The sequence below is a fragment of the Bradyrhizobium sp. HKCCYLRH2047 genome, assembly GCF_051168175.1.
In the GTDB taxonomy this organism is placed as follows: Bacteria; Pseudomonadota; Alphaproteobacteria; order Rhizobiales; family Xanthobacteraceae; genus Bradyrhizobium.
On sequence record NZ_JBNPUM010000003.1, the window covers coordinates 238,884 to 265,120 of the forward strand.

Here is a 26,237-nt window from a genome sequence, read left to right on the forward strand (position 1 = left end):
GCTGTTCCGCCCGGTGTCATTCATTTCCGCAAATGCGTCAATCTGATTGCATGCAAATTTGCGCAATCCCGGGCGTTATTCGACCTTGTCCGGCTTGGCTCCCGCCAGCGGCGGCTGGCCCTCTGCGAAGTAGGCGATCGCAGCCGCGCCCTTGTTGCGCAGATGCTGGAACAGGATGTCCGACAGCTCGCTTCCGGCGCGGCGGCGCAGCGCATCGAGGATCAGCTCATGCTCGCGCATGGCCTCGCTCCAGCGCTCGCGCTTGCGGGCGAAATTGGCGGAGAAGCGCACCCGGCGGATGCGGCCCGCCAAGCTCTCATAGGTCGCATGAAGGGTGGCATTGGCGGCGGCGTCGACGATCGCGCGGTGGATCAACTGGTTCATGCGGAAATAGCCCTGCATGTCCTGCCGCATGTAGAACCCGTACATATCGTGATGAAATTGCTCGATTTCCGCGATCGCTTCATCCGAAATCTTCTCGCAGGCGAGGCGCCCGGCGAGGCCTTCCAGGCCTCCCATCAGGTCGAACAATTCATGGATGTCGGCGGCGCTGAGAGGGCGCACCCGGGCGCCGCGATTGGGCAGTAGCTCGACCAGCCCTTCGGCTGCGAGCACCTTCAGCGCTTCGCGCAAGGGCGTGCGGGATACCCCCAGCATTTCGCAAAGCTGGCGCTCGGACAGGCGTCCACCGTCGGCGACGTGGCCCTCGACGATGTAGTCGCGCAGCCGTGCCAGGATCTCGTCATGCAGCGAGGTCTCGTCCCGCGCGGGCACGGATCGACCGCTTGGCCCAGCCAAGGGTGGCGTCTCGATATCGGGAATCGTGGAATTCATCTTACCCATTGTAGCGGTAGTTACAGATGTGGTCGACCTCATCCGTGAATGCGTTTAAGCTCTTGCACGTCAAGAAATTGAATGCAATCATGGGTGCCAGAATGCCGTCGTCTCCCTGGAGTTCTGCCGTGACCCGTCCCCAAGGCCGTCATTTCCTGCATATTCCGGGCCCAAGTCCGGTGCCCGAGCGGGTGCTGCGGGCCATGGACATGCCGGTGATCGATCACCGCAGCGCCGAGTTCGCCGAGCTGGGGAGGGCCGTGCTCAGCGGCTCGCAAACAATCTTCAAGACCACCAGCCCGGTGATCATCTACCCCTCCTCGGGCACCGGTGCCTGGGAGGCTGCCATCGTCAACACGTTGTCGCCGGGCGACAGGGTGCTGATGGTCGAGACCGGCCACTTCGCCACGCTGTGGCGGCAGATGGCGGCGCGGTGGGGCATCGAGGTCGACTTCATTCCTGGCGACTGGCGCCGTGGCGTCGATCCCTCTGTCATCGAGGAGAAGCTGGTCGCCGATGCCGGCCATCGGCTCAAGGCGGTGATGGTCGTGCACAACGAGACCTCGACCGGCGCGACCAGCCGGGTCGGCGAGGTGCGTGCCGCCATGGACCGCGCCAAACATCCGGCGCTGCTGATGGTCGACACCATCTCTGGTCTCGCCTCGGCCGACTTCCGCTTCGACGAGTGGAAGGTCGATGTCGCCGTATCCTGCTCGCAGAAGGGTTTCATGCTGCCGCCGGGGCTCGGCTTCAACGCCATCTCGGACAAGGCGCGCCTCGTTGCCAAGGGCAACAAGATGCCGCGCTCGTTCTGGGACTGGGAGGACATGCTGAAGCTGAACGCGAATGGCTTCTTCCCCTATACCCCGGCGACGAACCTGCTCTATGGCCTGCGCGAAGCGATTGCCGTGCTGCTCGAGGAGGGGCTCGATCAGGTGTTCGCGCGCCACCAGCGCCTTGCGGCCGCGACCCGCGCCGCGGTCGAGCATTGGGGCCTCGAGGTGCTGTGCCAGGAGCCAAAGGATTTTTCGCCGGTGCTGACCGCCGTGCTCATGCCGCCGGGCCATGACGCCGATCAGTTCCGCCAGGTCGTGCTCGATAAGTACAACATGTCGCTCGGCTCGGGCCTGTCCAAGGTCGCGGGCAAGGTGTTCCGCATCGGCCATCTCGGCGAGTGCAACGCGCTGACCTTGATGGCTGCGCTGAGCGGTGTCGAGATGGGGCTGCGCGCGGCCGGCGTGCCGCATCGCGCCGGCGGTGTCGATGCCGCGATGGCCCTGCTCGACGAGCCATCGCAGGGCAATGCGCCGAGTCATCTTGCGGCGGTGACATGAGGCCAAATCGCGTGCCGCAAGCCGGGGTGCCCCGCTATGCCGCACTGCACAGAAGAAGGGGATTTGTGTGCATCTGAGGGATGTCAGCCCGGAGCGATCGGTGCTTGCGTCTTCTTTATTGACGCCAGCGGTCTGGCGGGAGAAAAGCGCGGCGAGCGCGTGGCATGCCACGTCCGCGCACCAACCAAATGACCGGGGATGGACGCCAATGACTGTGCACACGGGACGGCATTTTCTTCAGATTCCGGGGCCGACCAACGTACCCGACCGCGTGCTGCGCGCGATGGACATGCCGACCTTGGACCATCGCGGTCCTGAGTTCGCCGAGCTCGGCTTCGCGGTGCTGGCGGCCAGCCAGCGCATCTTCCGCACCAAGCAGCCGGTGATCATCTATCCGTCGTCGGGAACCGGCGCGTGGGAAGCCGCGATCGTCAACACGCTCGCGCCCGGCGACAAGGTGCTGATGGTTGAGACCGGCCAGTTCGCTGTGCTGTGGCGGGGCATCGCCGACAAGTTCAAGCTCGACGTCGACTTCATCCCCGGCGACTGGCGTCATGGCGCCGACATCGCGGCGATCGAGCAGCGTCTGGTCGACGACAAGGCGCACAAGATCAAGGCCGTTTGCGTCGTGCACAATGAGACCTCGACCGGCTGCCTGACGCCGCCGCTCGAGGTGCGCAAGGCCCTCGACCGGTCCGGCCACCCGGCGTTGCTGATGGTCGACACCATCTCCGGCCTCGGCTCGATGGAGTATGAGCACGACGCGTGGGGCATCGACGTCTCCGTCGCGGGCTCGCAGAAGGGCCTGATGCTGCCGCCGGGCCTCGGCTTCAACGCCGTCTCGGAGAAGGCGCTCGCCGCCGCCAAGGCCAATCCCGGCATGCGCTCCTACTGGGACTGGCAGGAGATCATCACCTTCAACAAGCTCGGCACCTTCCCGTACACGCCGGCGTGCAATCTGTTGATGGGCCTCAACGAGGCGCTGAAGATGCTGGAGGAGGAGGGCCACGAGAACGTGTTCGCGCGCCACCGCCGCCACAGCCTCGCGACGCGGGCTGCCGTGAAGGCCTGGGGCCTCGACACGCAGTGCCAGGACCCGCAGGCGCATTCGCCGGCGCTGACCGGCGTGGTGATGCCCGAAGGCCATGATGCCGATCAGTTCCGCAAGACGGTGCTGGAAAACTTCGACATGTCGCTCGGCACCGGCCTGAACAAGATCAAGGGCAAGGTGTTTCGCATCGGCCATATCGGTCACTTCAACGACCTGATGCTGATGGGCACGCTTTCCGGCGTCGAGATGGGCCTTGCGCTCGCCAACGTCCCGCATCGCGCCGGCGGCGTGCTCGCGGCGATGGATGTCCTGAAGGCGCGCGAAGCTGCGCCGATTCCGAAGGTGGCCTGATGACCGCACCTGTGACCGGCTCCGACGATCTCATCTATGCCGTCGACGACGGCATCGCCAAGATCACCTTCAGCCGGCCGCAGGCGCGCAACGCGATGACGTTCGCGATGTACGACCAGATGGCCTCGATCTGCGAGGCCATCAATGGCGATCGGTCGATCAAGGCGCTGATCCTGACCGGGGCCGGCGACAAGGCCTTCGCTTCCGGCACCGACATCTCACAGTTCCGCGCCTTCAAGACCGCGCAGGATGCGCTCGACTATGAGGCGCGGATCGACCGCGTGCTCGGCACGCTGGAACTGTGCCGTGTGCCGGTGATTGCGGCGATCGCGGGCGCCTGCACCGGCGGCGGCGCCGGCATCGCCGCCTGCTGCGACATCCGTATCGGCACCGAGACCACGCGCATCGGTTTTCCGATCGCGCGTACGCTCGGCAACTGCCTGTCGATGTCGAACATTTCGCGCGTGGTCTCGCTGATTGGGCCTGCGCGCACCAAGGATCTCATCTTCAAGGCGCGGCTGGTCGAGGCGCCCGAGGCGCTGGCGCTCGGTCTGCTCAACGAGATCGTGCCTGACGTCGAGACGCTGCAGACGCGCGCGCTGGAGACCGCGAAGCTCATCGCCTCGCACGCGCCGATCACCCTCGAGGTGACCAAGGAGGCGGTGCGCCGCATCCGCCGGACCCTGTCGCGGGACGAGGGCGAGGATTTGATCCTGCGCGCCTATATGAGTGAGGATTTCCGCGAGGGCATGGAGGCGTTCCTCAACAAGCGGACGCCGAACTGGAAAGGCAAGTAGTCCGATGCCGTGCTTGCGACCTTATGCCGAGGAACATGAGGCCGCATCGTGCTTGTGTTCTTGAACTGACCACAATAAGCCAGCAGTATCCTGGTAGGATGCAAGCTGGCGTTTCGAACGGGGAAGAAAACACGTGCGCAAACTGATCAAGATCGCGGCCGCGACGGCGGCCATTTTCACAAGCGCTCCGGCCTTTGCCGGCTGGGAGCCGACCAAGCCGGTCGAGATCGTCGTCGCCGCGGGCGCCGGCGGTGCATCCGACCAGATGGCGCGGATGATGCAGGCTGCCATTCAGAAGAACAATCTTCTGAAGCAGCCGGTTGTCGTGTCGCTGAAGGGCGGCGCGTCGGGCGCCGAAGCCCTGATGTACATGAAGTCCAGCGACGGCGATCCGAACAAGATCCTGATCGCCTATTCGCTGATCTACATGCTGCCGCTGTCGGCCAAGCTGCCGTTCGACTGGCACGAGCTGTCGCCGGTTGCGGTGATCGCACTCGACCAGTTCGTGCTGTGGGACAACGTCAACGGCCCAAAGACGGTGAAGGAGTTCATCGATGCCGCCAAGACGTCGGCCTCGCCGTTCAAGATGGGCGGTACCGGCTCCAAGCGAGAGGACCACGTGCTGACCGTCTTCATGGAGAAGAAGACCGGCGCCAAGTTCTCCTATCTGCCTTACAAGTCGGGGGGCGAGGCCGCGACCCAGCTGGTCGGCGGTCACACCGAATCCAACGTCAACAATCCGTCGGAAAATCTCGAAGTCTGGCGCGCCGGCCAGGTGCGTCCGCTGTGCGTATTCGACAAGGAGCGCATCTCCTACACGACGAAGGTCACCGAAACGCAGTCCTGGAACGACATTCCGACCTGCAAGGAGCAGGGGCTCGACGTGCAGTACCTTATGCTGCGCGGCATGTTCCTGCCGGGCAAGGTGACGCAGGAACAGCAGGAGTTCTACATCGACCTGTTCAGCAAGCTGGTGCAGACATCGGAGTACAAGGACTACATGGAGAAGCAGGCGCTGAAGCCGATCTTCCTCACTGGCAAGGACATGCTGCAGTTCCTCGAAGAGGATGGCTCGCTCAACAAGCAGCTGATGACGGAAGCGGGCTTCGTCGCCAAGTAAGGCTGGACGGGGCGAGGGGATGAGGAGGATCGATGTCCAACGCTGAGCTCGAGATTGCCGTCGACGATCCGACCGCGCCGGAGGAGAATTCTCCGGCCGTCACCTCTACCGGGACCGTCGACGTCGCGGTGTCGCTGCTGCTGCTCGCGCTCGCGGTCGTGCTCGCCTGGGACAATTGGCGGACCGGTGCGTCCTGGGACTCGACCGGTCCGGAGCCCGGCTACTTTCCGTTCTATCTGTCGGTGATCCTCGGCGGCGCCAGCCTTTATGGGATCGGCGCCGCCTTCCTGTCGAGCAAGGAAGCAGTCGAGACCTTCGTGACGCGCGCGCAACTGCGCCGCGTGATGGCCGTGTTCGTGCCGACCTTGTTGTTCTGCATCGCGATGCAGTTCCTCGGCATCTATGTCGCGAGCTTCCTGCTCATCGCCGGGTTCATGCGCCTCGTCGGCAAGATCGCGATCTGGAAATCGCTGCTCACGGCGTTCCTGTTCAGCGCCGTGATGTTCGTGACGTTCGATGTCGTGTTCGACGTGATCATGCCGAAGGGCCCGCTCGAAGCGGCGTTCGGGTACTGATACCGGTCTCTCCCCGTCATTGCGAGGAGCGAAGCGACGAAGCAATCCAGGGCTGCGCATTCGACTCTGGATTGCTTCGCTGCGCTCGCAATGACGGCAAAATAGCTGGAATGGAATCATGGAAGCCTTGGGTCTGCTGCTGCACGGGTTCGCGGTCCTCCTGACCTGGAAGACGCTGCTCTTGATGATGGTCGGGCTGGTGCTCGGCGTCTTCGTCGGCGTGCTGCCCGGGCTGGGCGGCCCCAACGGCGTCGCCATCCTGCTGCCGCTGACCTTCTCGATGGACCCGACCTCGGCCATCGTGATGCTGTCCTGCATCTACTGGGGCGCGCTGTTCGGCGGCGCCATCACCTCGATCCTGTTCAACATTCCCGGCGAGGCGTGGTCGGTGGCGACCACTTTCGACGGCTATCCCATGGCGCAGCAGGGCAAAGCAGCGGAAGCGCTGACCGCCGCCTTCACCTCGTCGTTCATCGGCTCGCTGGTCGCAGTGATGCTGATCACCTTCCTGGCGCCCTGGATCTCGTCGTTTGCGCTGAAGTTCGGTCCGCCTGAATTCTTCGCCGTATATCTCCTGACCTTTTGCTCGTTCGTGGGCCTGGGACGCGAGGACAAGCACAAGACGGTCATTGCGATGGCGCTCGGTCTGCTGCTTGCCGGCGTCGGCATGGACACCGTGTCCGGTCAGTTGCGGATGACCTTTGGCTCGACCGATCTGTTGCGCGGCATCAACTTCCTGGTCGCGGTCATCGGCCTGTTCGGCATCAGCGAGATCCTGCTGACGATGGAGGAACGCCTGGCGCTGCGCGGTCACGCCGCCGCGATCTCCTTGCGCACGGTGCTCGCCGTCTGGAAGGATCTGCCGAAATACTGGATGACGCTGCTGCGTTCCTCAGTGATCGGCTGCTGGCTCGGCATCACGCCGGGCGGCGCGATTGCGGCCTCCTTCATGGGCTACAACCTCGCCAAGCGCTTCTCCAAGAACCAGGATAGTTTCGGCAAGGGCCGTATCGAGGGCGTGTTCGCACCCGAGACCGCAGCGCATGCCTCGGGCACCGCGGCGCTGTTGCCGATGCTGGCGCTCGGCATTCCCGGCTCGGGTACCGCGGCGATCCTGCTCGGTGGCCTGATGGTGTGGGGCCTCAATCCCGGCCCGCTGCTGTTCGTGGAGCACAAGGACTTCGTCTGGGGCCTGATCGCCTCGATGTATCTCGGCAATGTCGTCGGCCTCGTGCTGGTGCTCTCGACCGTGCCGATCTTCGCCTCGATCCTGCGCGTGCCGTTCGCGGCGGTGGCGCCGATGATCGTGGTGTCCTGCGCGATCGGCGCCTACGCCATCCAGAACGCGATGTTCGACGTGTGGCTGATGCTCGGCTTCGGCGTCGTCGGCTATGTCTTCAAGAAGATCAAGATCCCGCTGGCGCCGTTCACCTTGGCGCTGGTGCTCGGTAGCCGTGCCGAGGATGCATTCCGGCAGTCGATGATCATCTCCGGCGGCAACATGAAGGTGTTCTGGGCCAACGGTCTCGTCGGCACCATCACGACGCTGGCGATCCTGCTGCTGTTCTGGCCGCTGATCGATCGGCTGGTGGCGAGCTTCGGCAAGTCCAGCGCGCCTGCGGCGAAGGCCGAGGCGTAGGGCAAGCTGGCCGCGACGTATTGGGCCTCATAATTCGAGACGCGCCGCGCTCGACCGTTGCCATTTTCGTTGGTCTGGGCGCGGCGCTCCTCACCATGACGGGCTAGGGACCGAGCGGCCGCCTTACACGAGGCCATGAACACGCCGACCGCGTATTCATGGAGAGGATCTTGATCGCGCCGCGGATTCAGACCTCGTCCTGAGGAGCCCGCCCCTTGGCGGGCGTCTCGAAGGACGGGCGCGGGAGAGGTGAGCGCCGCGCCAGCTCTCACCACGCGTAGCGCACGGTCCCTTTGCCTGCATAGGAGCGCGTGACGTTCGAGAGCTCGCTCTCCAGTGTGGCCATTGCGCTCCAGCCGTTCAGCCAATTCATCTCGATCGATGTGGTCGCTAGCGCGGAATCGCGCGCCTGCGCTGCGCCGTTCACGACGAAGCTCGCGCCCGGCAGCGTCTGGAAGGTCGCGGCGACTGAACGATCGGGATTGAAGTCGTGCGCCCAGGCGAGTCGGCCGCGCAGGGTGAGTGTGCCATCGCTCAAGGCATAGGACTTGTCAGTCCGCAGGCCGAGCTCAGTGCGCGTATCAGCGACCGTCTTGCCGTTGTAGCTCAGCGCGAACGTCGAGGCCCCGGCGACGGCTTGCTCGACGTAACCGGGCAGCCGCAGGCTCGTGACCTGCGCCGCTGCGTACGGCGTCAATCCGATGCCGCCGACCGGCGCAAGGAAGCGGGTGCCGCCCTCGATGCGGCCGGTCCAGGCGTGGGCCTGATAGGTCGCGCGCAGCCGGTCGGCGCCGGCGATGGTGACGGCACGGTCGGTGGTGACGTCCTGCCAGCCATAGGCCAGGGCGGCTCCGAGATAGCTCGGGCCGATATGATGATGCAGATAGGCGCCGGCTTGGAACAGGTCGGAACGGCCGGAGCCGAGGCCGCCGACGCTGAAGTTGGTGCCGCCGCCGCCGAGCGCGAAGCCTGCAAAGGTCTGCGGCGCGATCCGGTAATCGGCGCCGACAGCGGTGCCGGCGATGCGGCTGGTGGTGTCGCTGGAGCCGACGCCCGCATTGCCGCTGGTCGATTGTGAGCCGCCGAAGCCGGCCGCCCAGACATTCCAGCGCTGCGCGAAGTCCGCCGGCCTGTCGTCGGTCAGCATCGCAAAGGCATCGGTGCGCTTGCGCGTGGGGTCCGCGTAGCTGCTCGCGCTGCCACTGCCGGTACCGCCGCCAGCACGCTGTGCGAACGGATCGGTCAGCAGGCCCGCGAACTGGCTCATCGCGTTGAACGTCGTCTGCTGGCTCCCGGTCGCGCTCTCACCGGACGCCTGTGTCAGCCCGGCTTGATTCATCTTGCCGAACACGACCGGAATGTCGCCGGTTCGGTCGAAGAAGACCGAGAGCGTGTCGCCGACCGCTTTCTGATTGCCGTTGAGCCCGCCGGGCAGGGCGAAGGCGAGGATCAGATCGAGATAGACGTTGTTGGCGTCGTAGCTCAGGCTGGTCTTGAAGCCGGAGGGCAGGTTGGTCTTCACCACCGAGCCGAAGCTGCCCGTAATGCCGCCGCTCGTCGTCAGAATGGTGTAGCGCTTGTCGACATAGCCGCCGGCGTCGAACTCGGCCTTGACGGTCGCGCCGCCGAGCGTGGCCGATCCGGTCACGCTCACGAACGTGGCCGTCGTCGGATCGAGCTGCACCAGATAGAAGGCGCCGGACTGCAACGCGAGGTTGCCGACGATGGTCATCGACGAGCCGGCTGCGCCATTGCCGGGCGCCAGCGTGCCGCCATTGTTGATGCTGACTGTCATCGGCGGATCGACCAGGCCCGCGCCCATCAGCGTGCCGCCGGCATTGACGGTCACACCGGACGTATTGGTGATCGCGCCCTCGACGTCGAGCACGCCGCCGTTGATGGTGGTCGCACCGGTGTAGCTGCTGGCGCCGGTGAGAGTCATCCGGCCGCTGCCGGCCTTGGTGAAACCGCCGCTGCCGGAGATCGTGCCTGAGAAGGTCGTATTGCCATCGTTGCCGCCCGCCGTCAGCGTCGCCGCGCCGAGCAGGACGCTTCCGTTCCCCGCCAGCGAGCCGATGCTCTGATCGAAGCCGTTGAGATCGAGCGTCGCACCCGGCGCGATCATGAACGCGCTGGCCGAGGCGAGCACGCCGGAGGCGCCGGCCTGCAAGGTGCCGGCGCCGATCGTGGTCGCGCCGGTGTAGCTGGTCGGCCCGTCGAACCGCATCGTGCCGGTGCCGACCTTGGTGAAGCCGCCGCTGCCGGAGATCGTGCCGGTGTAGCTCGTGCTGGCGTTGTCGCCGCCTGACGTCAGCGTGCCCGCGCCGAGCAGCACGGCCCCGCCGCCCGTCAGCGAGGCGATCGTCTGATTGAAGCCGTTGAGATCGAGAGTGCCGCCATTGTCGACCTCGATGGAGCTCGAGGGGGCGAAGGCGCCGGCCGCGCCGGCGCGCAGCGTGCCGCCATCGACGATGGTCGCCCCGGTGTAGGTGTTGGGGCCGCCGAGTGTGAGCACGCCCGGGCCGCTCTTGACGAAGGTGCCACTGCCCGAGATCGTGCCCGAGAACACGGTGGCGCCGCCATTGTCGCCGATCGCCAGCGACCCGTTGGTTCCGAGGAGGACGCTGCCGCTGCCGCCAAGTCCGCCGATGGTCTGGCCCGTGCCATCGATGTCGAGCGTCGCACCGCTCGCGATCATGTAGCTGCTGGCGACCGAGAGAACGCCGGACGCACCGGTCCGCAGGGTGCCGCCGCTGATGACGGTGTCGCCGGCAAAAGTGGTCGTCCCGGTCAGCGTCAGGGTGCCCGCGCCGAGCTTGGTCAGTCCGCCGCTGCCGGTGATCGTGCCACTGAGCGTGGCGTTGTTGCCGTTGGTGTCGAAGCTGCCGCCGCCGGCATTGAGCGTGATGTTGCGGCTGGAGCTGAAGCCCGCGAGATATTGCAACGTGCCGCCGCCGAACGAGAGCCCGCCGGAGGCCGCGCCGAGGCTGGCGTCGGAGGAGACCGCGAGCGTGCCCTGGTTGATGGCCCAGGGCGTGACGGCGGTGGTGGTGCCGGTCAACGTCCAGGTGCTCGTGCCGGTCTTCACGAAGCTCGAGAAGCCCCGATACTGCGCCGAAGCGCCGATCGTGGACGCGTCGAAGGTGCCGTTCACAGCGCCGCCGAGCCGGAAGGTGTCGCTGCCGGTGCCGACCACGTTGCCGTTGATGATCGAGCTCGCCCAGATCTCCAGCGTGTTGCTGCCGCCGGTGAAGGTGATTGCGTTGGCGCTGGTCACGGCGACGCCGCCGGTATTGAACCCGGCCGAGATCGTGCCGCTGTTGATGATGGTGAGATTGGCGCCGGTGACGCCGGCCCCGGCCGGACGGTAGTCGCCGTCGTTCGCATTTGGGCCAACGCCCTTGTTTCCTGAAGCGCCACCGCTGATGCTCCCGGAGTTGATCAAGGTTCCACCGGCTGCGAAGACCGCGCCTGCACCGCCATTGCCGCCATCGCCACCGGCGTGGAATTGGATGCTGTTGGCGGTGTTGCCGCCATCGCCGCCTACGCCACCGAAAATCGCGCCAGAATTGACCAGGATACTGGTGCCGGTCAGATAGACGCCGTAACCACCATCGCCGCCGTCGCCTCCACGACCAGTGCCGTTGGCGACGCCGCCGGGACCGCCGCCACCAGCAGTGATCACCCCAACGTTCGTGTACGTCAGGCCGCTGCCATCCACGACCACCCCGTAGCCGCCCGCTCCACCGCCGCCGGCTCCGAAGCTGAGGCTGGTCGAGCCGCCCCGTCCGCCATTGCCGCCGGTTACGGTTGTCGAATTGACGTCGTTCGTGATGACCACCGCGCCATGAGCGCCACCACCGCCACCGCCGCCGCCGGTGCTCCCGCTGCCGCTTTCGCCGGCATGTCCCCGCTCGCCCGCGCCGATGCCGCCTTGGCCCCCCAGGGTCTGGCCCGTGCTGTCACCTCCGCCGTTGCCGCCGTTCACACCCGCGCCGCCGCCGCCGCCTCCTTGCGCAATGTTGGCTCCGGCACCACCATCGCCGCCCGAACCAGTGGCCGAACTCGTGCCGCCATTCCCAGTCGCTGCGCCGCCGTCGCCGCCACTCGTCGCCTGGGCGAGGACTGGGCTGGCGAGCATGACGGTGAGTAGCGCTGTCGTCGCTGTCAGCCAACGCAACTGAGTAAGTCGGAGTGAATCGGCCGATGTCTCGTTCTTCAATCTGCCTGGGATCAGCACTTCAGCCCTTCGCGCGACTCGATGTCAGGCCGGTGCCGATCGACGGACGCAGGCCGTCGTCCAAAGCACGCAAATTTGCGGGGGCGGGAATTGTGACTTTTTGGGTGAATTGAGCGGCAGTGCAGATCGTAATCGGACTGTGGCACCGCCGACACGTTTACGAGAGGCCGGATCGGCAGCGACGGACCGTTGTTCGAATCGCTTCCGCGCTTCTCCAGAGGTTGTGTCTTTGCGATGACAGCATTTTAGGCAGCACAGTGGTAGGCTTCATTCATGGGCAGACGTCGTGCTGCTCACGCGCGGTGCCTGATCTTTGGTCATCGCGCCCTGATGTTTCCTCCCGAGACGATCACCTTGCCCGGCGCGTGCGTCGGGCTTTTTTTTGCATTCGGTGGATCAGGGTTCGCAGCTCATCCCGTCACCCTCGAAAAGAAAAAGCCTCCGTCCGGCTTTTCGGAACGAAGGCTTCGAGCAAAGGTGATGTAGGTCAGCGAGGACGCGAACCCGAGGCAGGTCAGCCTCAGTTGGCCTTCTCCGCGACCGGCATGTGGTACCAGTCGGACTCGTTGTCCAGCATCGTCTCATCGAAGGGCAGCGCGCCGTCGTGATTCAGAGCGGCGGCGTTGACGTCGCGGACGATATCCATCGCCGACAGAAACTCGTTCAATTCCGATGCGCTCATGACCCGCTACTCCTCAAGCCCGCGGGCCCCGGGGGTCCGCGATCAACTGATGAGAAGAGGTTAACGCGGTCTCGCTCTGGCCTCAATCCCGCCCAGGTCGAAGTTCCAACGTGGTGACATCTGGGCCACAGCGGCGGGATGCCGCAGCTTGGTCATATTGCACTTGCTCACACGACGCGATGCAGCCGGAGATCGGCGATCTCGCCGTCGGTGAAGCCGAATTCCGAAAGGATCTCCTCGGTCTGCTCACCGAAGTCCGGCGGCCGCGCCGCCATCCGGCTCGGCGTGCGCGACAAGGTGAAGGGCTGCGCCACCAGCGTGATGTCACGGCCGTCGTCGCTGGCGACCTGCTGAGCCATCCCGAGATGCTTCACTTGCGGATCCTCGAACATCTGATCGATCGCGTAAATCGGGCCGCAGGGCACGCCGGCGGCGTTGAGCTCGGCAACCCATTGCTCGCTGGTCTTTGCCAGCGTGCGCGCGTTGATCTCGGCGTTGAGCGCATCGCGGTTCTTCGAGCGCGCCGGCGCGGTGGCGTAGTCCGGATTGTCGATCCATTCGGGCGCGCCGAGCGTCTGGCACAGCCGCTCCCAGATCCGTCCCCCCGTGGCGGCGATGTTGATGTAGCCGTCGGAAGTCTTGAACACGCCTGTCGGGATGCTGGTCGGATGGTTGTTGCCGGCTTGAGGAGCGACCTCCTTCTCCATCAGCCAGCGCGCGGCCTGGAAGTCGAGCATGAAGATCTGCGCCTGCAACAACGAGGTCTGCACCCACTGGCCCTCGCCGGAGACCTCGCGCTCGAGCAGCGCGGTGAGAATGCCCATCGCGCAGGACAGGCCCGCCGAGAGATCGGCGATCGGGATGCCCGCACGCATTGGTCCTTCACCGGGCGCGCCGGTGATCGACATCAGCCCGCCCATGCCCTGCGCGATCTGATCGAAGCCGGGCCGCTTGGCATAGGGGCCGTCCTGGCCGAAGCCGGAGATGCTGCCATAGACAATGCGCGGATTGACCTTGCGCACCGCCTCGTAGTCGATGCCGAGCTTGGTCTTGACGTCGGGGCGATAGTTCTCGATGACCACGTCGGCCTGCTTCGCCAACCGCATGAACACGTCGACGCCTTTGGGATCTTTCAGATTGAGCGTCATCGCGCGCTTGTTGCGATGCAGGTTCTGGAAGTCGGAACCGCGGCGCGGGCCGCCGAGCGCCTCGCCGCCGTCTTCCATCATGGCGTCGATCTTGATCACGTTGGCGCCCCAATCGGCGAACTGCCGCGCGCAGGTCGGGCCGGCGCGCACCCGCGTCAGATCGAGCACGGTGAAGCGGGACAGGGCTTTGGACGCGCGCGGAAAGGCCATGCGGACGAACTCCGAGAGACGGGACATGGCTGTATAGGAGAGCGCGCGTGATGCGACAATTGCGTGGGGGCGGTGCGCGCCGCCGCGCTCATGCCGCTGGTGCAGGGCTTCCCGCTACGGGGACAATGAGAGGAATTCACCGCTCGTCGGCGATCACCTTGCCGTCGTTGGGCAGCGCGCCCGGCGCGACCAGCTCGATGCTGCCGCCGAGCTTGGTGATGTTGCGCAGGCTGGCGGCGAGCGCGTCCTGCAGGCCATCTGATGGCGAGGCGCATTCCGCCTTCAGCGTCATCGCATCGGTCTCGCCGGCGCGGGTCACGACCAGCCTGAGGCGGCCGAGCTCCGGGTGGCGCTTGCCGATCTCGGCGACCTGCTCGGGGCGCACGAACATGCCCTTGATCTTGGTGGTCTGGTCGGCGCGGCCCATCCAGCCCTTGATGCGCATGTTGGTGCGGCCGCAGGCGCTGATGCCGGGCAGAGCGGCGGTGAGGTCGCCGAGGGCGAGGCGAATCCAGGGATGGTGGGGATCGAGCGAGGTCACGACGATCTCGCCGACATCGCCTGGCGCCACCGGATCGCCGGTGCCGGGGCGGACGATCTCGAAGATCAGGTCCTCGTTGACGACCATGCCGTCGCGTGCTGCGGTCTCATAGGCGATGATGCCGAGATCGGCGGTGCCGAACGCCTGATAGGCATCAATGCCGCGCGCCTTGATCTCGGCCTGCAGCGACGGCGGGAACGCCGCGCCAGACACCAGCGCGCGCTTGAGCGAGGAGACGTCGCGGCCGGCGCTGGCGGCGGCATCGAGCAGGATCTTGAGGAAGTCGGGCGTGCCGCTGTAGCCGATCGGGCGATAGGCCTCGATCAGTTCGAACTGCGCCTCGGTGTTCCCTGGTCCCGCCGGAATGACAGCGCAACCGAGCGCGCGCGCCGAGGCATCGAAGATGAAGCCGCCCGGCGTCAGATGATAGCTGAAGGTGTTGAGCACGACATCGCCACTGCGCAAGCCCGACGCGAACAGCGCGCGGGCGCCGCGCCAGGGATCGTTGTGCGCTGCCTCCGGCTCGAAGATCGGTCCGGGCGATGTGAACAGGCGCGAGAACGCGCCGGGCGCCTGCGCGACGAAGCCGCCGAACGGCGGGGCAGCTTTGTGCAGGGCAGGCAGTTCGGACTTGCGCAGCACCGGCAGCTGCGCCAGCGCGGCGCGGCTCGTGATTTCTCCGGGATCGATGCCCTGCAGCAGCGCCGCATACGCCGGCGCCGTCGTCGCCGCGCGCAGCACGTCGGGCAGGCGGCCGAACAGCTCCTGCTCGCGGGCTGCGGGATCACGGGTTTCGAGGGCGTCGTAGTGGGTGGTCATTGCTCGTGTCCTGGCACGTCATTCCGGGACGGCTCGCTGCGCGAACTGGCGAAGCCATTTGGCGCACTGGACCGCACCCGGAAATCTCGAGATTCCGGGTTCGCGCGTGCCGCGCGCCCCGGAATGACGGAGTGTGACGTTCACAGCCACCGCTTCCGCCGTTTGAAGCTCTTCAGGTTCTTGAAGCTCTTGCGCTGGTCGCCGGCGCCGCCGAGGTAGAATTCCTTGACGTCCTCGTTGTCGCGCAAGCTGTCGGCGGTGCCGTCGAGCACCACCTTTCCCTGCTCCATGATGTAGCCGTGGCTGGCCACCGACAGCGCCGCGCGCGCGTTCTGTTCGACCAGCAGGATGGTGACGCCGAGATCGCGGTTGATCTCCTTGATGATCGCGAACACTTCCTTGACCAATAGCGGCGACAGTCCCATCGACGGCTCGTCCATCAGGATCATCTTCGGCCGCGCCATCAGCGCGCGCCCGATCGCCAGCATCTGCTGCTCGCCGCCGGAGAGATAGCCGGCGAGGCCGGTGCGCTCCTTCAGCCGCGGGAAATAGTTGAACACCATCTCGATGTCGCTTGCGACCTCGCGATCGGAGCGCGTGAAGGCGCCGAGCTTGAGGTTCTCCAGCGACGTCATGTCGGAGACGATGCGGCGCCCCTCCATGACCTGGAAGATGCCGCGGCGGACGATCTTCTCCGGATCGATGCCGTCGATGCGCGCGCCGTCGAACATGATCTCGCCGCGCGTGACCTCGCCGTCCTCGGTCTTCAACAGGCCGGAGATCGCCTTCAGCGTCGTCGACTTGCCGGCGCCATTGGCGCCGAGCAGCGCGACGATCGCGCCCTTGGGCACATCGAGGCTGAGCCCGCGCAGCACCAGGATGACGTCGTCATAGACGACCTCGATGTTGCGGACGGAGAGCAGGGGGGCTGCTGTCGCGCTGGCTGCGCCGGTTCGCGGAGTGTCGAGTGTTTCGGTCATTGTGGCTGTCCACCGCTGTCGTCCCCCGCGCAGGCGGGGGACCCAGTATTCCAGAGACGCCGATGCTTGATCGATGAGCCGCGGCGTACTGGATCCCCGCTTTCGCGGGGATGACGATCGTGTGTGGGGCGACTGCTGAGTTCACTCAACCGTCGCCGATCAACTTACCAACCAGCCCATTCCGCCTTGCGCGGCAGCTCGATGGTCTTGACCTTCTCGAGCTTGATCACGCCCTTGGCCATGAGGTCGTTGAGGTCGCCATCGGTCGGACCCGTCACGCGGGCGCGATAGAGGTCGACCTTCATGGTGCCGCGGTGGTCCTTGTCCGTCCAGGTCGACGGGCTGCAGACGCCCTCCATCCCGGCCGGCACCCAATCTTTCTTCTGATAGAAGCCCTTGGCAACGTTCTCGCCGGTGGCACCGCCGTTCTTCGCAGCCCACTCGATCGCCTCCTTCATGTAGAGCGAGGAGCAGACCGCGGCGACGTAGTGCACCGGGCGGTAGACCTTGCCGGTCGGGTCGGACATCTTCGAGATCTCCTGCACCGTCTTCATGCCCGGCGCATCGCCACCCCAGGCCACCGAGGTGCGCAGCGGGAAGATCACGCCGTCGGCGGCAGCGCCCGCGGTCTTGGCGGCGTTCTCGTCCATGCCCCAGACGTTGGACAGGAACTGCACGTCGACGCCGGCATTCTTGCAGGCCTTCATCACCGAGATGTTGGAAGCCGCGGTGTTGCCGAGATAGGCGTAGTTGGCGCCGGAGCTCTTCAGGCTCAGGCACTGCGCGCTGTAGTCGCCCGGCGCCAGCGCGAACACCAGCGGCGGCAGCACCTCGAAGCCGAGCTCGGTGGCGAGCGCCTCGCCGGCCGCCTTCGGCGCGTTGGGGTAGGGGTGGTTGGCGCCCATGTGGACGAATTTCGGCTTGCCCGGCTTGCCCTTGGCCTTCCAGTCCTCGGCCGCCCAGGTCAGCTCGGCGCGCAGCGCATCCGAGTAGCTCGGGCCGTAGAAGAAGTTGTACGGCGCCGGCTTCGCCTTGCCGCTGGTGCCTTCCGGATCGGTCAGCGCGGCAGCGTAGGAGCCGGACATGTCCGGGATCTTGTCGTTGGCGAGGAAGCCGGTCAGCGCCTCGGTGTCGGCGGTGCCCCAGCCCATGATCGCCGCGACCTTGTTGTCCGGTGCCGACCACTTCTTGTACAACGCGATCGCGCGCGGCACCTGGTAGCCATAATCGTTGCTGTCGACTGCGAGCTGCTTGCCGCCGATGCCGCCGTTCTTGTTGACCCAGGCGAAGGTGTCCGCGACGCCCTGGCCGTAGGGCGTGCCGACGTCGGACGTGCCGCCTGAGAGATCCTGCAGATGGCCGATCGCGATCTGCTGCGCCTGCGCCGACGGGGCGAATGCGCCCGCCAAGAGCGCCAGTGCCGCCGAGCCGAGCCATGATTTGATCGTCATAGTGCTTCCTCCTGTGGTGGGTTCGGGCCGGATTGCCGCCGGTCCCTGTTGGTTGGAATCAATGTGAGAACGGATAGAGCTTCCAATAGGTCTTGATCTGGCGCCAGCGATGCGCGAGCCCGTCGGGCTCGAACATCAGGAAGCCGATGATGATCAGGCCGATCGCGATCTCGCGCAGAAAGGTGATGTTGTTGTTGAGCGCGAGCGCCTTGTCGATCGCGCCGCCCTTGAGGAGATGGCTGAGCCACTCCATCGATTCCGGCAGCAGAACGACGAAGGCGGTCCCCATCAGCGTGCCCATGATCGAACCGGTGCCGCCGATGATGATCATCGCAAGGAACAGGATCGAGCGCTCGATGCCGAAACCTTCCTGCGAGATCACCAGCTGGTAGTGCGCATAGAGGGCGCCTGCAATGCCGGCGAAGAACGCGGCGAGGCCGAACGACAGCGTGCGATATTTGGTCAGGTTGATGCCCATGATCTCGGCCGAGAGATAATGGTCGCGGATCGCGATCAGCGCCCGGCCGTCGCGGGTGCGCATCAGGTTGGTGACGAGGAGGTAGCAGACCAGCACATAGGCCAGCACGACATAAAAATACTGCCGGTCGCCGCGCAGCGTGTAGCCTAGAATCGAGAACGGATTGGCCGAAGCCGGCACCGAGCCGCCGGAGAACCATTCGGCCCGGGAGAAGAAGTCGAGCAGGATGTATTGCGCAGCGAGGGTGGCGATGACGAGATAGAGCCCCTTCAGCCGCGCCGCCGGAAGGCCGAAGACCAGACCAACGAGGGCCGTGATCACGCCGGCGAGCGGGATCGCGAAGAACACCGGGATGGCATAGGCGTTGTTGATGTAGGCCGAGGTGAAGGCGCCGAGCAGGAAGAAGCCGGCCTGGCCGATCGAGATCTGGCCGGTGAAGCCGACCAGGATGTTCAGCCCGAGGGCCGCGATCGCGAAGATGCCGATCTGGATCGAAACCGACAGCCAGTATTCGGAGAACACCTGCGGCGCGAAGCACAGCAGGATGACACCGGCGATCGCGAAATTGCGGCTGGTCCTGGTCGGGAAGATCGTGGTGTCGGCCGCGTAGGAGGTGCGGAAGTCACCGGCGGGTATCGTGGAACGTGCGACCATGGTTCAGATCCGCTCGATGTCTTTGGTACCGAACAGGCCGTAGGGCTTGATCATCAGGATGATGATCAGGACGTAGAACGGCGCGATCTCGTACAGATTGCCCCAGTGCAGATACTGGCTGTCGACATATTGCGCGATGTTCTCCAGGAGGCCGATGATGATGCCACCGAGCACGGCACCGCCGACCGAGTCGAGGCCTCCGAGGATCGCCGCCGGAAACACCTTGATGCCGTAGGCCGACAATCCCGAGGACACGCCGTTGACGACGGCGACGACCACGCCGGCCACGGCGGAGACGGTCGCCGAGATCGCCCAGGCCATCGCGAACACGCTCTTGACGGAGATGCCGAGCGATTGCGCGACCTGCTGGTTGAAGGCGGTGGCGCGCATCGCAAGGCCATATTTGGAGGCCTTGAAGAACCAGGCCATGCCGAGCATCATCAGCAGCGACACGACGAGGCTCATGACGTAGACCGTCTGGATCTGCAGTCCGAACAGGTCGACGGACGTGCTGGCGAACACTGGCGGGAACGGCTGCGGATTGACGCCAAACATCCATTTCAGCGCCGCCTGGAACACGGTCGACAGGCCGATCGTGACCATGATGACGGAGATGATGGGCTCGCCGATCATCGGCCGGAGGATCACAACCTGGATCGCGATGCCGAACGCGAACATGAAGACCAGCGTCAGCGGCATGCCGACCCAGAACGGCACCTGATATTTCGTCAGCAATGCCCAGCACACCCAGGCGCCGATCAGGAGCAGCTCGCCTTGCGCGAAATTGACGACCTGGGTCGCCTTGTAGATGAGCACGAACGACATCGCGACCACGCCATAGAGCGTTCCGACGACGAGGCCGTTGACCAGGAGCTGGATCAGGAAGGCGGTGTTCATGATCGTTCTCACTCGTCATCGCCGGGCTTGACCCGGCGATCCAGCTTTGTCGGAAGAGGATGGATGCGCGGGGCAAGCCCGCGCATGACGATTGGGTGTGCCGAGCCGGCGTGGCTCTTACCCTCTCCCCTTGTGGGAGAGGGTGGCTGCGCGCAGCGCAGCCGGGTGAGGGGTTCTCTCCGCGGGCGAGCGAGAGGAGAGGGACCCCTCACCCGACCGCGTTTGCGTTGACCGGCCGAGATGCCCTCTCCCACAAGGGGAGAGGGCGCAGTCATGCGCAGTAACCTTCGCTGCGGCTCAAGCCGCTGCTCGTCATCGCCGGGCTCGACCCGGCGATCCATCGCTCTCGCAAGAAGATGGATGCGCGGGTCAAGCCCGCGCAGGATGACCGAATATGACGATAAGCACATCACTCTGCGGCCTCCGCCATGGGGCCGTGGCTGTCCAGGTCCACCACCTTCAGCGTGGTGCGGATGCGCTGGGTGGTGCCGTCCTGGAAGCGGATGACCGTGTCGACGGGGATCGCCGGCTTGCCGCCATAGATGCCGTCGATGATATCGGCGTACTTCTCGTTGATGACGCTGCGGCGCACCTTGCGCGTACGTGTGAGCTCGCCGTCGTCGGCATCGAGTTCCTTGTACAGCAGCAGGAAGCGGGAGATGCGCTGCGCCGGCGGCAGGTGGGCATTGACGGTCTCGACCTCTTTCTGCAGCAGCGCATAGACCTCGTTGCGCGAGGCGAGATCGGAATAGGTGGTGAAAGCGATGCGGTTCTTCTCGGCCCATTTCGAGATGATCGAATAGCGGATGCAGATCATCGCGGCGAGGTGCTCGCGGCCGGCGCCGAGCACGACGGCCTCGGCGATATAGGGTGAGAACTTCAGCTTGTTCTCGATATATTGCGGCGAGAAGCGCTCGCCGCGCGCGGTCTCGGCGAGGTCCTTGATGCGGTCGATGACGACGAGCTGCTTCGCGTCGTTGAAATAGCCGGCGTCGCCCGAATGCATCCAGCCGTCCTTGACGTCGGCGGTCGAGGCTTCCGGGGCCTTGTAGTAGCCCAGGAACATGTTCGGGTGGCGTACCAGGATCTCGCCGATGCCCTGGCTGTCGGGCTGGTCGATCCTGATCTCGATGTCGTCAGCCATCGGCACGCCGGTCGTGTCGGGATCGACCTTGTCGTCCGGATGCAGCGTGTAGGCCCCGAGCAGCTCGGTCTGGCCGTAGAGCGTGCGCAGCGGTACGCCCATGGCGCGGAAGAACTTGAACGTATCGGGCCCGAGCGCGGCACCGCCGGTGGCAGCCGAGCGCAGCCGGGTGAAGCCGAGCCGGTCGCGCAGCGCACGGAACAGCAGCATGTCGGCAAGGCTCGAATGCTGGCCCTTTTCCAGCGCCGCAAGGCCGGTCGACATGCCCAGATGGTAGAGCCGTTGCTTCAGCGGCGAGGCGTCCATGACGGCGGCACGGACGTCGGCCGCGATCTGCTCCCACACCCTTGGTGCAAACAGTACGAAGGTCGGCGCGATCTCGCGGAAGTCGTTCATCATCGTGTCGGGCTCTTCGACGAAGTTGACCTTCATCCGGCAGAGCAGTCCTTTGCCGAGCACGTAGACCTGTTCCATGATCCAGGGCAGCGGCAGCACCGAAACGTATTCGTCCTCCGGCCCCTTCGGATCGAACGCGAGATAGGTCGCGCAGTGCTTGAGCACGCGCGCGGCCGAGAGCATCGCGAGCTTCGGATGCGAGGTCGTGCCCGAGGTGGTGCAGAGAATGGCGACGTCGTCGCCGACGGTCGCATCGACCATGCGGTCGTACAGATCCGGCTCGCGCGCCGCCCGATTGCGGCCGAGCTCAGCGAGCTTGTCCGCCGGCATCAGCCTGGGATCGTCATACTTCCGCATGCCGCGCGGATCGGAATAGACGATATGCTTGAGCGCCGGCACGCGCTCGGCGAGGTTGAGCAGCTTGTCGACCTGCTCCTCATCCTCGGCGAACACCAACCGAGCCTCGCCGTAATTGAGCAGGTAGGCGGCCTCGTCGTCGAGCACATCGCGATAGAGCCCGAGGCTGTAGCCTCGGATCGCATGCGTTGCGATCTCCGCCGCGACCCAGTCGGGCCGGTTGTCGCCGATGATTCCGATCACGGCATCCTTGCCGAGCCCAAGCTCGACCATGCCGAGCGTGAAATCGCGCACGCGCGCCTGGTAGTCGGCCCAGGTGAAGGTGCGCCACAGCCCGAGATCCTTTTCGCGCAGCGCGATCTCCGTCCCGTGCTCTTTCGCGTTCAGCCGTAGCAGCTTCGGATAGGTGTCGGCCTGCCGGACGCGACCCGCATAGTCCATCATGCCGCGTCCTCCGCGATGGACGGCGCCTCGTCGGGATCGACCAGCAGTTCGTCCTCCTCGCCGAGATAGGCGCGCTTGACGTGGGGATCGGCGAGCACCGCGGCCGGGTCGCCCTCGGCGATCTTGCGGCCGAAATCCAGCACCATGACGCGGTGGGAAATGTCCATCACCACGCCCATGTCGTGCTCAATCATCACGACGGTCATGCCGTATTCCTCGTTGAGGTCGACGATGTAGCGCGCCATGTCCTCCTTCTCCTCGAAGTTCATGCCGGCCATCGGCTCGTCGAGGAGAATGAGATGTGGCTCCAGCGCCATGGCGCGGGCGAGCTCGACGCGCTTGCGCAGGCCATAGGAGAGCGTGCCGGCCGGCGCCTTGCGCACCGACTGCAGGTCGAGGAAGTCGATGATCTGCTCGACCTTCTCGCGGTGCTTCAGCTCCTCGCGCCGCGCGCCGGTGAGCCAATACAGAGAGCCGGTGAGGAAGTTGTTCTTCAAGAGGTGATGGCGCCCGACCATGATGTTGTCGAGCACGCTCATGTGGTGGAAGAGGGCGAGGTTCTGGAAGGTGCGGCCGATGCCGATATTGGCGCGCGCGCTCGGCGGCAGGCCGGTGATGTCGCGGCCGCGATGGAACAGGCGGCCCTCGGTCGGCTTGTAGCGGCCGGAGATGCAGTTGACGATCGAGGTCTTGCCGGCACCGTTCGGGCCGATGATCGAGAACAACTCGCCCTCGCGCACGCCGAAGCTGACGTCGGTCAGGGCCCGCACCCCACCGAAACGCAGCGACACTCCGCGCGCTTCCAACGTATAGTCCAAGTCGTCCTCCCGAATTGTCTTGGGCGCTTGGCGCGCTCTTCAAGGCATCGTGTCGCGCGACGTTGAGCTCGTCGCGTCGGCTGCAATCCTATCCCGGGCATCGGTTCCGCGCCATCCGACGAATGACGGGCCACCCGGGCGGGCGCATTTTGCCGCATCTCGGATGCACCTCATCGGAGGCGCGAGTCGAGAGCAGTGGCCCTCGATAGGGGAAAGCGCTATCAGGAACTGTCTTGCGCCTGACATTTCCCAGGCTAAATTCACCGCTGGATTGTTGCGATGCAATATGGCTGCCGCGAGCTTCGACGAGACGAGATGACGGCTTGATCTCTCCCGATACCCTTCTGCGCATCGCGCCCTGGTCCCGCCATTTGAAGCCCGAGGAAATCGACACGGCCGCGGCCGGCGTCGTCGAGCGGTCGTTTGCGGCCAACGAACACATCTTCGTCCGCGGCGACCAATTCGACTACTGGACCGGGATCGTCACGGGTCTGGCGCGCATGAGCACGGTGTCGCGCGGTGGCAAGGCGACGACATTCGCCGGCATGTCGGCCGGCGCCTGGTTCGGCGAGGGCAGCGTGCTGAAGAACGAGCCGCGCCGCTATGACGTCGTGGCGCTGCGCGATACGCGCGTCGCGCTGATGGAGCGACCGACCTTCATGTGGCTGTTCGAGAACAGCGTCGGCTTCAATCGCTTCCTCGTCACCCAGCTCAACGAGCGGCTCGGCCAGTTCATCGGCCTGGTCGAGGTCGGCCGCACGCTGGATGCGACGGCACGGCTCGCCCGCAGCATCGCGTCACTGTTCAATCCGATCCTCTACCCGAATACGACCCGCCACCTGGAGATCACCCAGGAGGAGATCGGCGCGCTGTCGGGCCTGTCCCGGCAGAACGCCAATCAATGCCTCAAGACGCTGGAGCGCGAAGGCCTGCTGCGCGTCGAATATGGCGGGGTGACCGTGCTCGATCTCGACCGGCTGCGCTGCTACGGGGACTAGATCCCGCCTTGCGTCGCGCCGATACGGGATTGATCCAACGCCTTGTTTTCCGTCGAGCTTGACCGGCGGCTTCGGCTGTGGACTGCTCGCCGGGAACTTCGGCCCGAGGGGGCGCGACGGTGTTGGAGTGAGTATGGCGGGGAAGGATTGCAGCGGCCGCGTGGCCTTGATCACGGGCGTCACGGGCCAGGACGGCGCCTATCTGGCCGAATATCTGCTCGGCCTTGGCTACACTGTGCACGGCATCAAGCGGCGGTCATCGTCCTTCAATACCGCGCGGGTGGATCATCTCTACCAGGATCCGCACGAAGGCAACGTCCCGTTCCTGCTGCATTACGGCGACATGACCGATTCCACCAACCTGATCCGGCTGGTGCAGCAGATCCGCCCCGACGAGATCTACAATCTCGCGGCCCAGAGCCATGTCGGCGTCAGCTTCGAGAGTCCGGAATACACGGCCAATGCCGACGCGCTCGGGGTTCTGCGCTTGTTGGAAGCCATTCGCATTCTCGGCATGGAGAAGCAGACGCGGTTCTACCAGGCCTCGACCTCGGAGCTGTACGGCCTGGTGCAGGAGATCCCGCAGCGGGAGACGACACCGTTCTATCCGCGCTCGCCCTATGGCTGCGCCAAGCTGTACGGCTACTGGATCACGGTGAACTATCGCGAGGCCTATGGGATGTTCGCCTGCAACGGCATCCTGTTCAACCACGAGAGCCCGATCCGTGGCGAGACCTTCGTGACCCGCAAGATCACCCGCGGCGTCGCCCGCATCGAGACCGGCCTGGAGGAGACGATCTATCTCGGCAATCTCGAGGCCAAGCGCGACTGGGGCCATGCGCGCGATTATGTCGAGGGCATGCACCGTATCCTGCAGGCCGATACGCCTGACGATTTCGTGCTGGCGACCGGCGAGACCCATTCGGTGCGCGAGCTGGTCGAGCTCGCCTTCGCCGAGGTCGATCGCCGCATCGAATGGCGCGGCGAGGGGGTCGAGGAGACCGGGATCGACGCGAGATCCGGCAAGGCGGTGGTGCGGATCGACCCGACCTATTTCCGCCCGACCGAGGTCGACCTCCTGATCGGCGATTGCAGCAAGGCGCGCGACAAGCTCGGATGGAAACCAAGGACGAGCTTCGCCCAACTGGTCAAGGAGATGGTCGCCAGCGATCTGTGCGCCGCACGGCGGGAGGCGAGCAGTGGCCACGCCATTTGATCTCCGCGGCAAGCGTGTCTTCGTCGCCGGCCATCGCGGCATGGTCGGCAGCGCGCTGGTGCGGCGGTTGGCGAGCGAAGGCGTCGAACTGCTGACGGTGCCGCGCAGCGAGGTCGATCTGCGCGACCAGGCGGCGGTGTTCTCATGGTTTGCGCGCGCCCGGCCGCAGGCCGTTTTCCTCGCCGCGGCGAAGGTCGGCGGCATCGTCGCCAACAACACGCTGCGTGCCGAGTTCATCTACGAGAACATCGCCATCGCCACCAACGTCATCCACGCCGCGCATGTGAACGGCGCCGAGAAGCTGATGTTTCTCGGGTCCTCCTGCATCTATCCCAAGCTCGCCCCCCAGCCGTTGCGCGAGGATTCGATGCTGACCGGGCCGCTGGAGCCGACCAACGAGCCCTACGCGATCGCCAAGATCGCCGGCATCAAGATGGTCGAGGCCTATCGCAGCCAGTATGGCGCCGATTTCATCAACGTGATGCCGACCAATCTCTATGGTCCCGGCGACAACTACCATCCCGAGTACAGCCACGTCGTTGCGGCGCTGATCCGCCGCTTCCATGAGGCGAGGCTCGCCGATGCGCCGGAGGTGGTGGTCTGGGGCACGGGAACGCCGCGGCGCGAATTCCTCTATGTCGACGACATGGCCGATGCCTGCGTGCACCTGATGAAGACCTATTCGGAGGCCGGGCTGGTCAACATCGGCACCGGCGAGGACATCACGATTGCCGATTTCGCCCGTGTGGTCGCGGCGACGGCCGGCTATCGGGGACGGATCAGCTTCGACACCTCGCGCCCCGACGGCACGCCGCGCAAGCTGCTCGACATCTCGCGCCTGGCAAAGCTCGGCTGGCGCGCGACGACGTCGCTGAAGGAAGGCATCGCGCGCGCGTATCAAGCGTTTCTGCAGGAGACGGGGCAGGCCGCCCCCTAACCCTCCGCTGTCGTCCCGGCGAACGCCGGGACCCATACCGCGGACGCTATCTGGGAACGGGGCTGGTAGTTGCCTGCCTCATCGCGATCGGTGGCTATAGGTCCGGGGTCAAGCCCGGGACGACAC

Annotated in this window: 20 protein-coding genes; 9 read left to right on the plus strand and 11 right to left on the minus strand. The window is 65.4% G+C overall.

Annotation, left to right across the window (positions count from 1 at the left end; genetic code table 11):
- Positions 1 to 75 precede the first annotated feature (75 nt).
- Positions 76 to 834: a GntR family transcriptional regulator gene (locus tag ACQR1D_RS08465; protein ID WP_316180066.1), complete on the minus strand. Its 759-nt coding sequence runs from the start codon at positions 832 to 834 to the stop codon at positions 76 to 78.
- Between the two features lie 128 nt (positions 835 to 962).
- Between ACQR1D_RS08465 and ACQR1D_RS08470 the strand changes: the two genes are divergently transcribed.
- The 6 genes from ACQR1D_RS08470 (at position 963) to ACQR1D_RS08495 (ending at position 7,701) form a co-directional block, all read left to right on the plus strand.
- A complete protein-coding gene (locus ACQR1D_RS08470; protein ID WP_315803570.1) occupies positions 963 to 2,168 on the plus strand; it encodes a pyridoxal-phosphate-dependent aminotransferase family protein in 1,206 nt (401 codons plus the stop codon).
- A 208-nt stretch (positions 2,169 to 2,376) separates the two neighbouring features.
- Positions 2,377 to 3,570, plus strand: coding sequence for a pyridoxal-phosphate-dependent aminotransferase family protein (locus ACQR1D_RS08475; RefSeq protein ID WP_316238926.1), 1,194 nt, complete (start codon positions 2,377 to 2,379; stop codon positions 3,568 to 3,570).
- Entirely contained in the window at positions 3,570 to 4,367 is a 798-nt protein-coding gene (locus ACQR1D_RS08480; RefSeq protein WP_316238925.1) for an enoyl-CoA hydratase/isomerase family protein, read from the plus strand. The genes ACQR1D_RS08475 and ACQR1D_RS08480 overlap by 1 nt, the downstream gene beginning before the upstream one ends.
- Before the next feature lie 133 nt (positions 4,368 to 4,500).
- On the plus strand, positions 4,501 to 5,487 hold the full coding sequence (locus tag ACQR1D_RS08485; protein ID WP_315803567.1) for a Bug family tripartite tricarboxylate transporter substrate binding protein: 987 nt from the start codon (positions 4,501 to 4,503) through the stop codon (positions 5,485 to 5,487).
- Between the two features lie 32 nt (positions 5,488 to 5,519).
- Positions 5,520 to 6,062: a tripartite tricarboxylate transporter TctB family protein gene (locus ACQR1D_RS08490; protein ID WP_315803566.1), complete on the plus strand. Its 543-nt coding sequence runs from the start codon at positions 5,520 to 5,522 to the stop codon at positions 6,060 to 6,062.
- Positions 6,063 to 6,180: 118 nt separating this feature from the next.
- On the plus strand, positions 6,181 to 7,701 hold the full coding sequence (locus tag ACQR1D_RS08495) for a tripartite tricarboxylate transporter permease (protein WP_316180076.1): 1,521 nt from the start codon (positions 6,181 to 6,183) through the stop codon (positions 7,699 to 7,701).
- Positions 7,702 to 7,969: 268 nt separating this feature from the next.
- On the opposite strand, the gene ACQR1D_RS08500 is transcribed toward ACQR1D_RS08495, so the two are convergent.
- The 10 genes from ACQR1D_RS08500 to ACQR1D_RS08545 form a co-directional block, all read right to left on the minus strand.
- Entirely contained in the window at positions 7,970 to 11,881 is a 3,912-nt protein-coding gene (locus tag ACQR1D_RS08500; RefSeq protein ID WP_434837790.1) for an autotransporter domain-containing protein, read from the minus strand.
- 580 nt (positions 11,882 to 12,461) lie between these two features.
- Complete coding sequence (locus tag ACQR1D_RS08505) at positions 12,462 to 12,623, minus strand: hypothetical protein (protein ID WP_315803563.1); 162 nt, start codon at positions 12,621 to 12,623, stop codon at positions 12,462 to 12,464.
- Positions 12,624 to 12,790: 167 nt separating this feature from the next.
- Positions 12,791 to 13,981, minus strand: coding sequence for a CaiB/BaiF CoA transferase family protein (locus ACQR1D_RS08510; RefSeq protein WP_434837791.1), 1,191 nt, complete (start codon positions 13,979 to 13,981; stop codon positions 12,791 to 12,793).
- 136 nt (positions 13,982 to 14,117) lie between these two features.
- Entirely contained in the window at positions 14,118 to 15,341 is a 1,224-nt protein-coding gene (locus ACQR1D_RS08515; RefSeq protein ID WP_316180082.1) for a phenylacetate--CoA ligase family protein, read from the minus strand.
- A 140-nt stretch (positions 15,342 to 15,481) separates the two neighbouring features.
- Positions 15,482 to 16,321, minus strand: coding sequence for an ABC transporter ATP-binding protein (locus ACQR1D_RS08520; protein WP_316180084.1), 840 nt, complete (start codon positions 16,319 to 16,321; stop codon positions 15,482 to 15,484).
- A gap of 164 nt (positions 16,322 to 16,485) precedes the next feature.
- Positions 16,486 to 17,772, minus strand: a complete 1,287-nt coding sequence (locus ACQR1D_RS08525) for an ABC transporter substrate-binding protein (RefSeq protein ID WP_315803559.1) — start codon at positions 17,770 to 17,772, stop codon at positions 16,486 to 16,488.
- A gap of 58 nt (positions 17,773 to 17,830) precedes the next feature.
- Complete coding sequence (locus tag ACQR1D_RS08530) at positions 17,831 to 18,904, minus strand: branched-chain amino acid ABC transporter permease (protein ID WP_315803558.1); 1,074 nt, start codon at positions 18,902 to 18,904, stop codon at positions 17,831 to 17,833.
- A 3-nt stretch (positions 18,905 to 18,907) separates the two neighbouring features.
- Positions 18,908 to 19,801 (minus strand): branched-chain amino acid ABC transporter permease, encoded by an 894-nt coding sequence (locus tag ACQR1D_RS08535; RefSeq protein ID WP_315803557.1) that lies wholly within the window; start codon positions 19,799 to 19,801, stop codon positions 18,908 to 18,910.
- Positions 19,802 to 20,210: 409 nt separating this feature from the next.
- Positions 20,211 to 22,142 carry a long-chain fatty acid--CoA ligase gene (locus tag ACQR1D_RS08540; RefSeq protein ID WP_316180086.1) on the minus strand — a complete coding sequence of 644 codons (1,932 nt, stop codon included), beginning with the start codon at positions 22,140 to 22,142 and terminating at the stop codon, positions 20,211 to 20,213.
- Entirely contained in the window at positions 22,139 to 22,960 is an 822-nt protein-coding gene (locus ACQR1D_RS08545; RefSeq protein WP_315803555.1) for an ABC transporter ATP-binding protein, read from the minus strand. The genes ACQR1D_RS08540 and ACQR1D_RS08545 overlap by 4 nt, the downstream gene beginning before the upstream one ends.
- Before the next feature lie 323 nt (positions 22,961 to 23,283).
- Here ACQR1D_RS08545 and ACQR1D_RS08550 point away from each other — a divergent pair, with 323 nt between their 5' ends.
- The 3 genes from ACQR1D_RS08550 to fcl all read left to right on the plus strand — a co-directional run bounded on the left by ACQR1D_RS08550 (position 23,284) and on the right by fcl (position 26,111).
- Positions 23,284 to 23,958 (plus strand): Crp/Fnr family transcriptional regulator, encoded by a 675-nt coding sequence (locus ACQR1D_RS08550; protein WP_315803554.1) that lies wholly within the window; start codon positions 23,284 to 23,286, stop codon positions 23,956 to 23,958.
- Positions 23,959 to 24,118: 160 nt separating this feature from the next.
- The gene (gene gmd, locus ACQR1D_RS08555; RefSeq protein WP_409997946.1) at positions 24,119 to 25,174 is read left to right on the plus strand and encodes a GDP-mannose 4,6-dehydratase; all 1,056 of its coding nucleotides are present in this window, start codon (positions 24,119 to 24,121) and stop codon (positions 25,172 to 25,174) included.
- Positions 25,158 to 26,111, plus strand: a complete 954-nt coding sequence (gene fcl / locus ACQR1D_RS08560) for a GDP-L-fucose synthase (protein ID WP_316180088.1) — start codon at positions 25,158 to 25,160, stop codon at positions 26,109 to 26,111. Before gmd ends, fcl begins: the two co-directional genes overlap by 17 nt.
- The last annotated feature ends 126 nt before the right edge of the window (positions 26,112 to 26,237 follow it).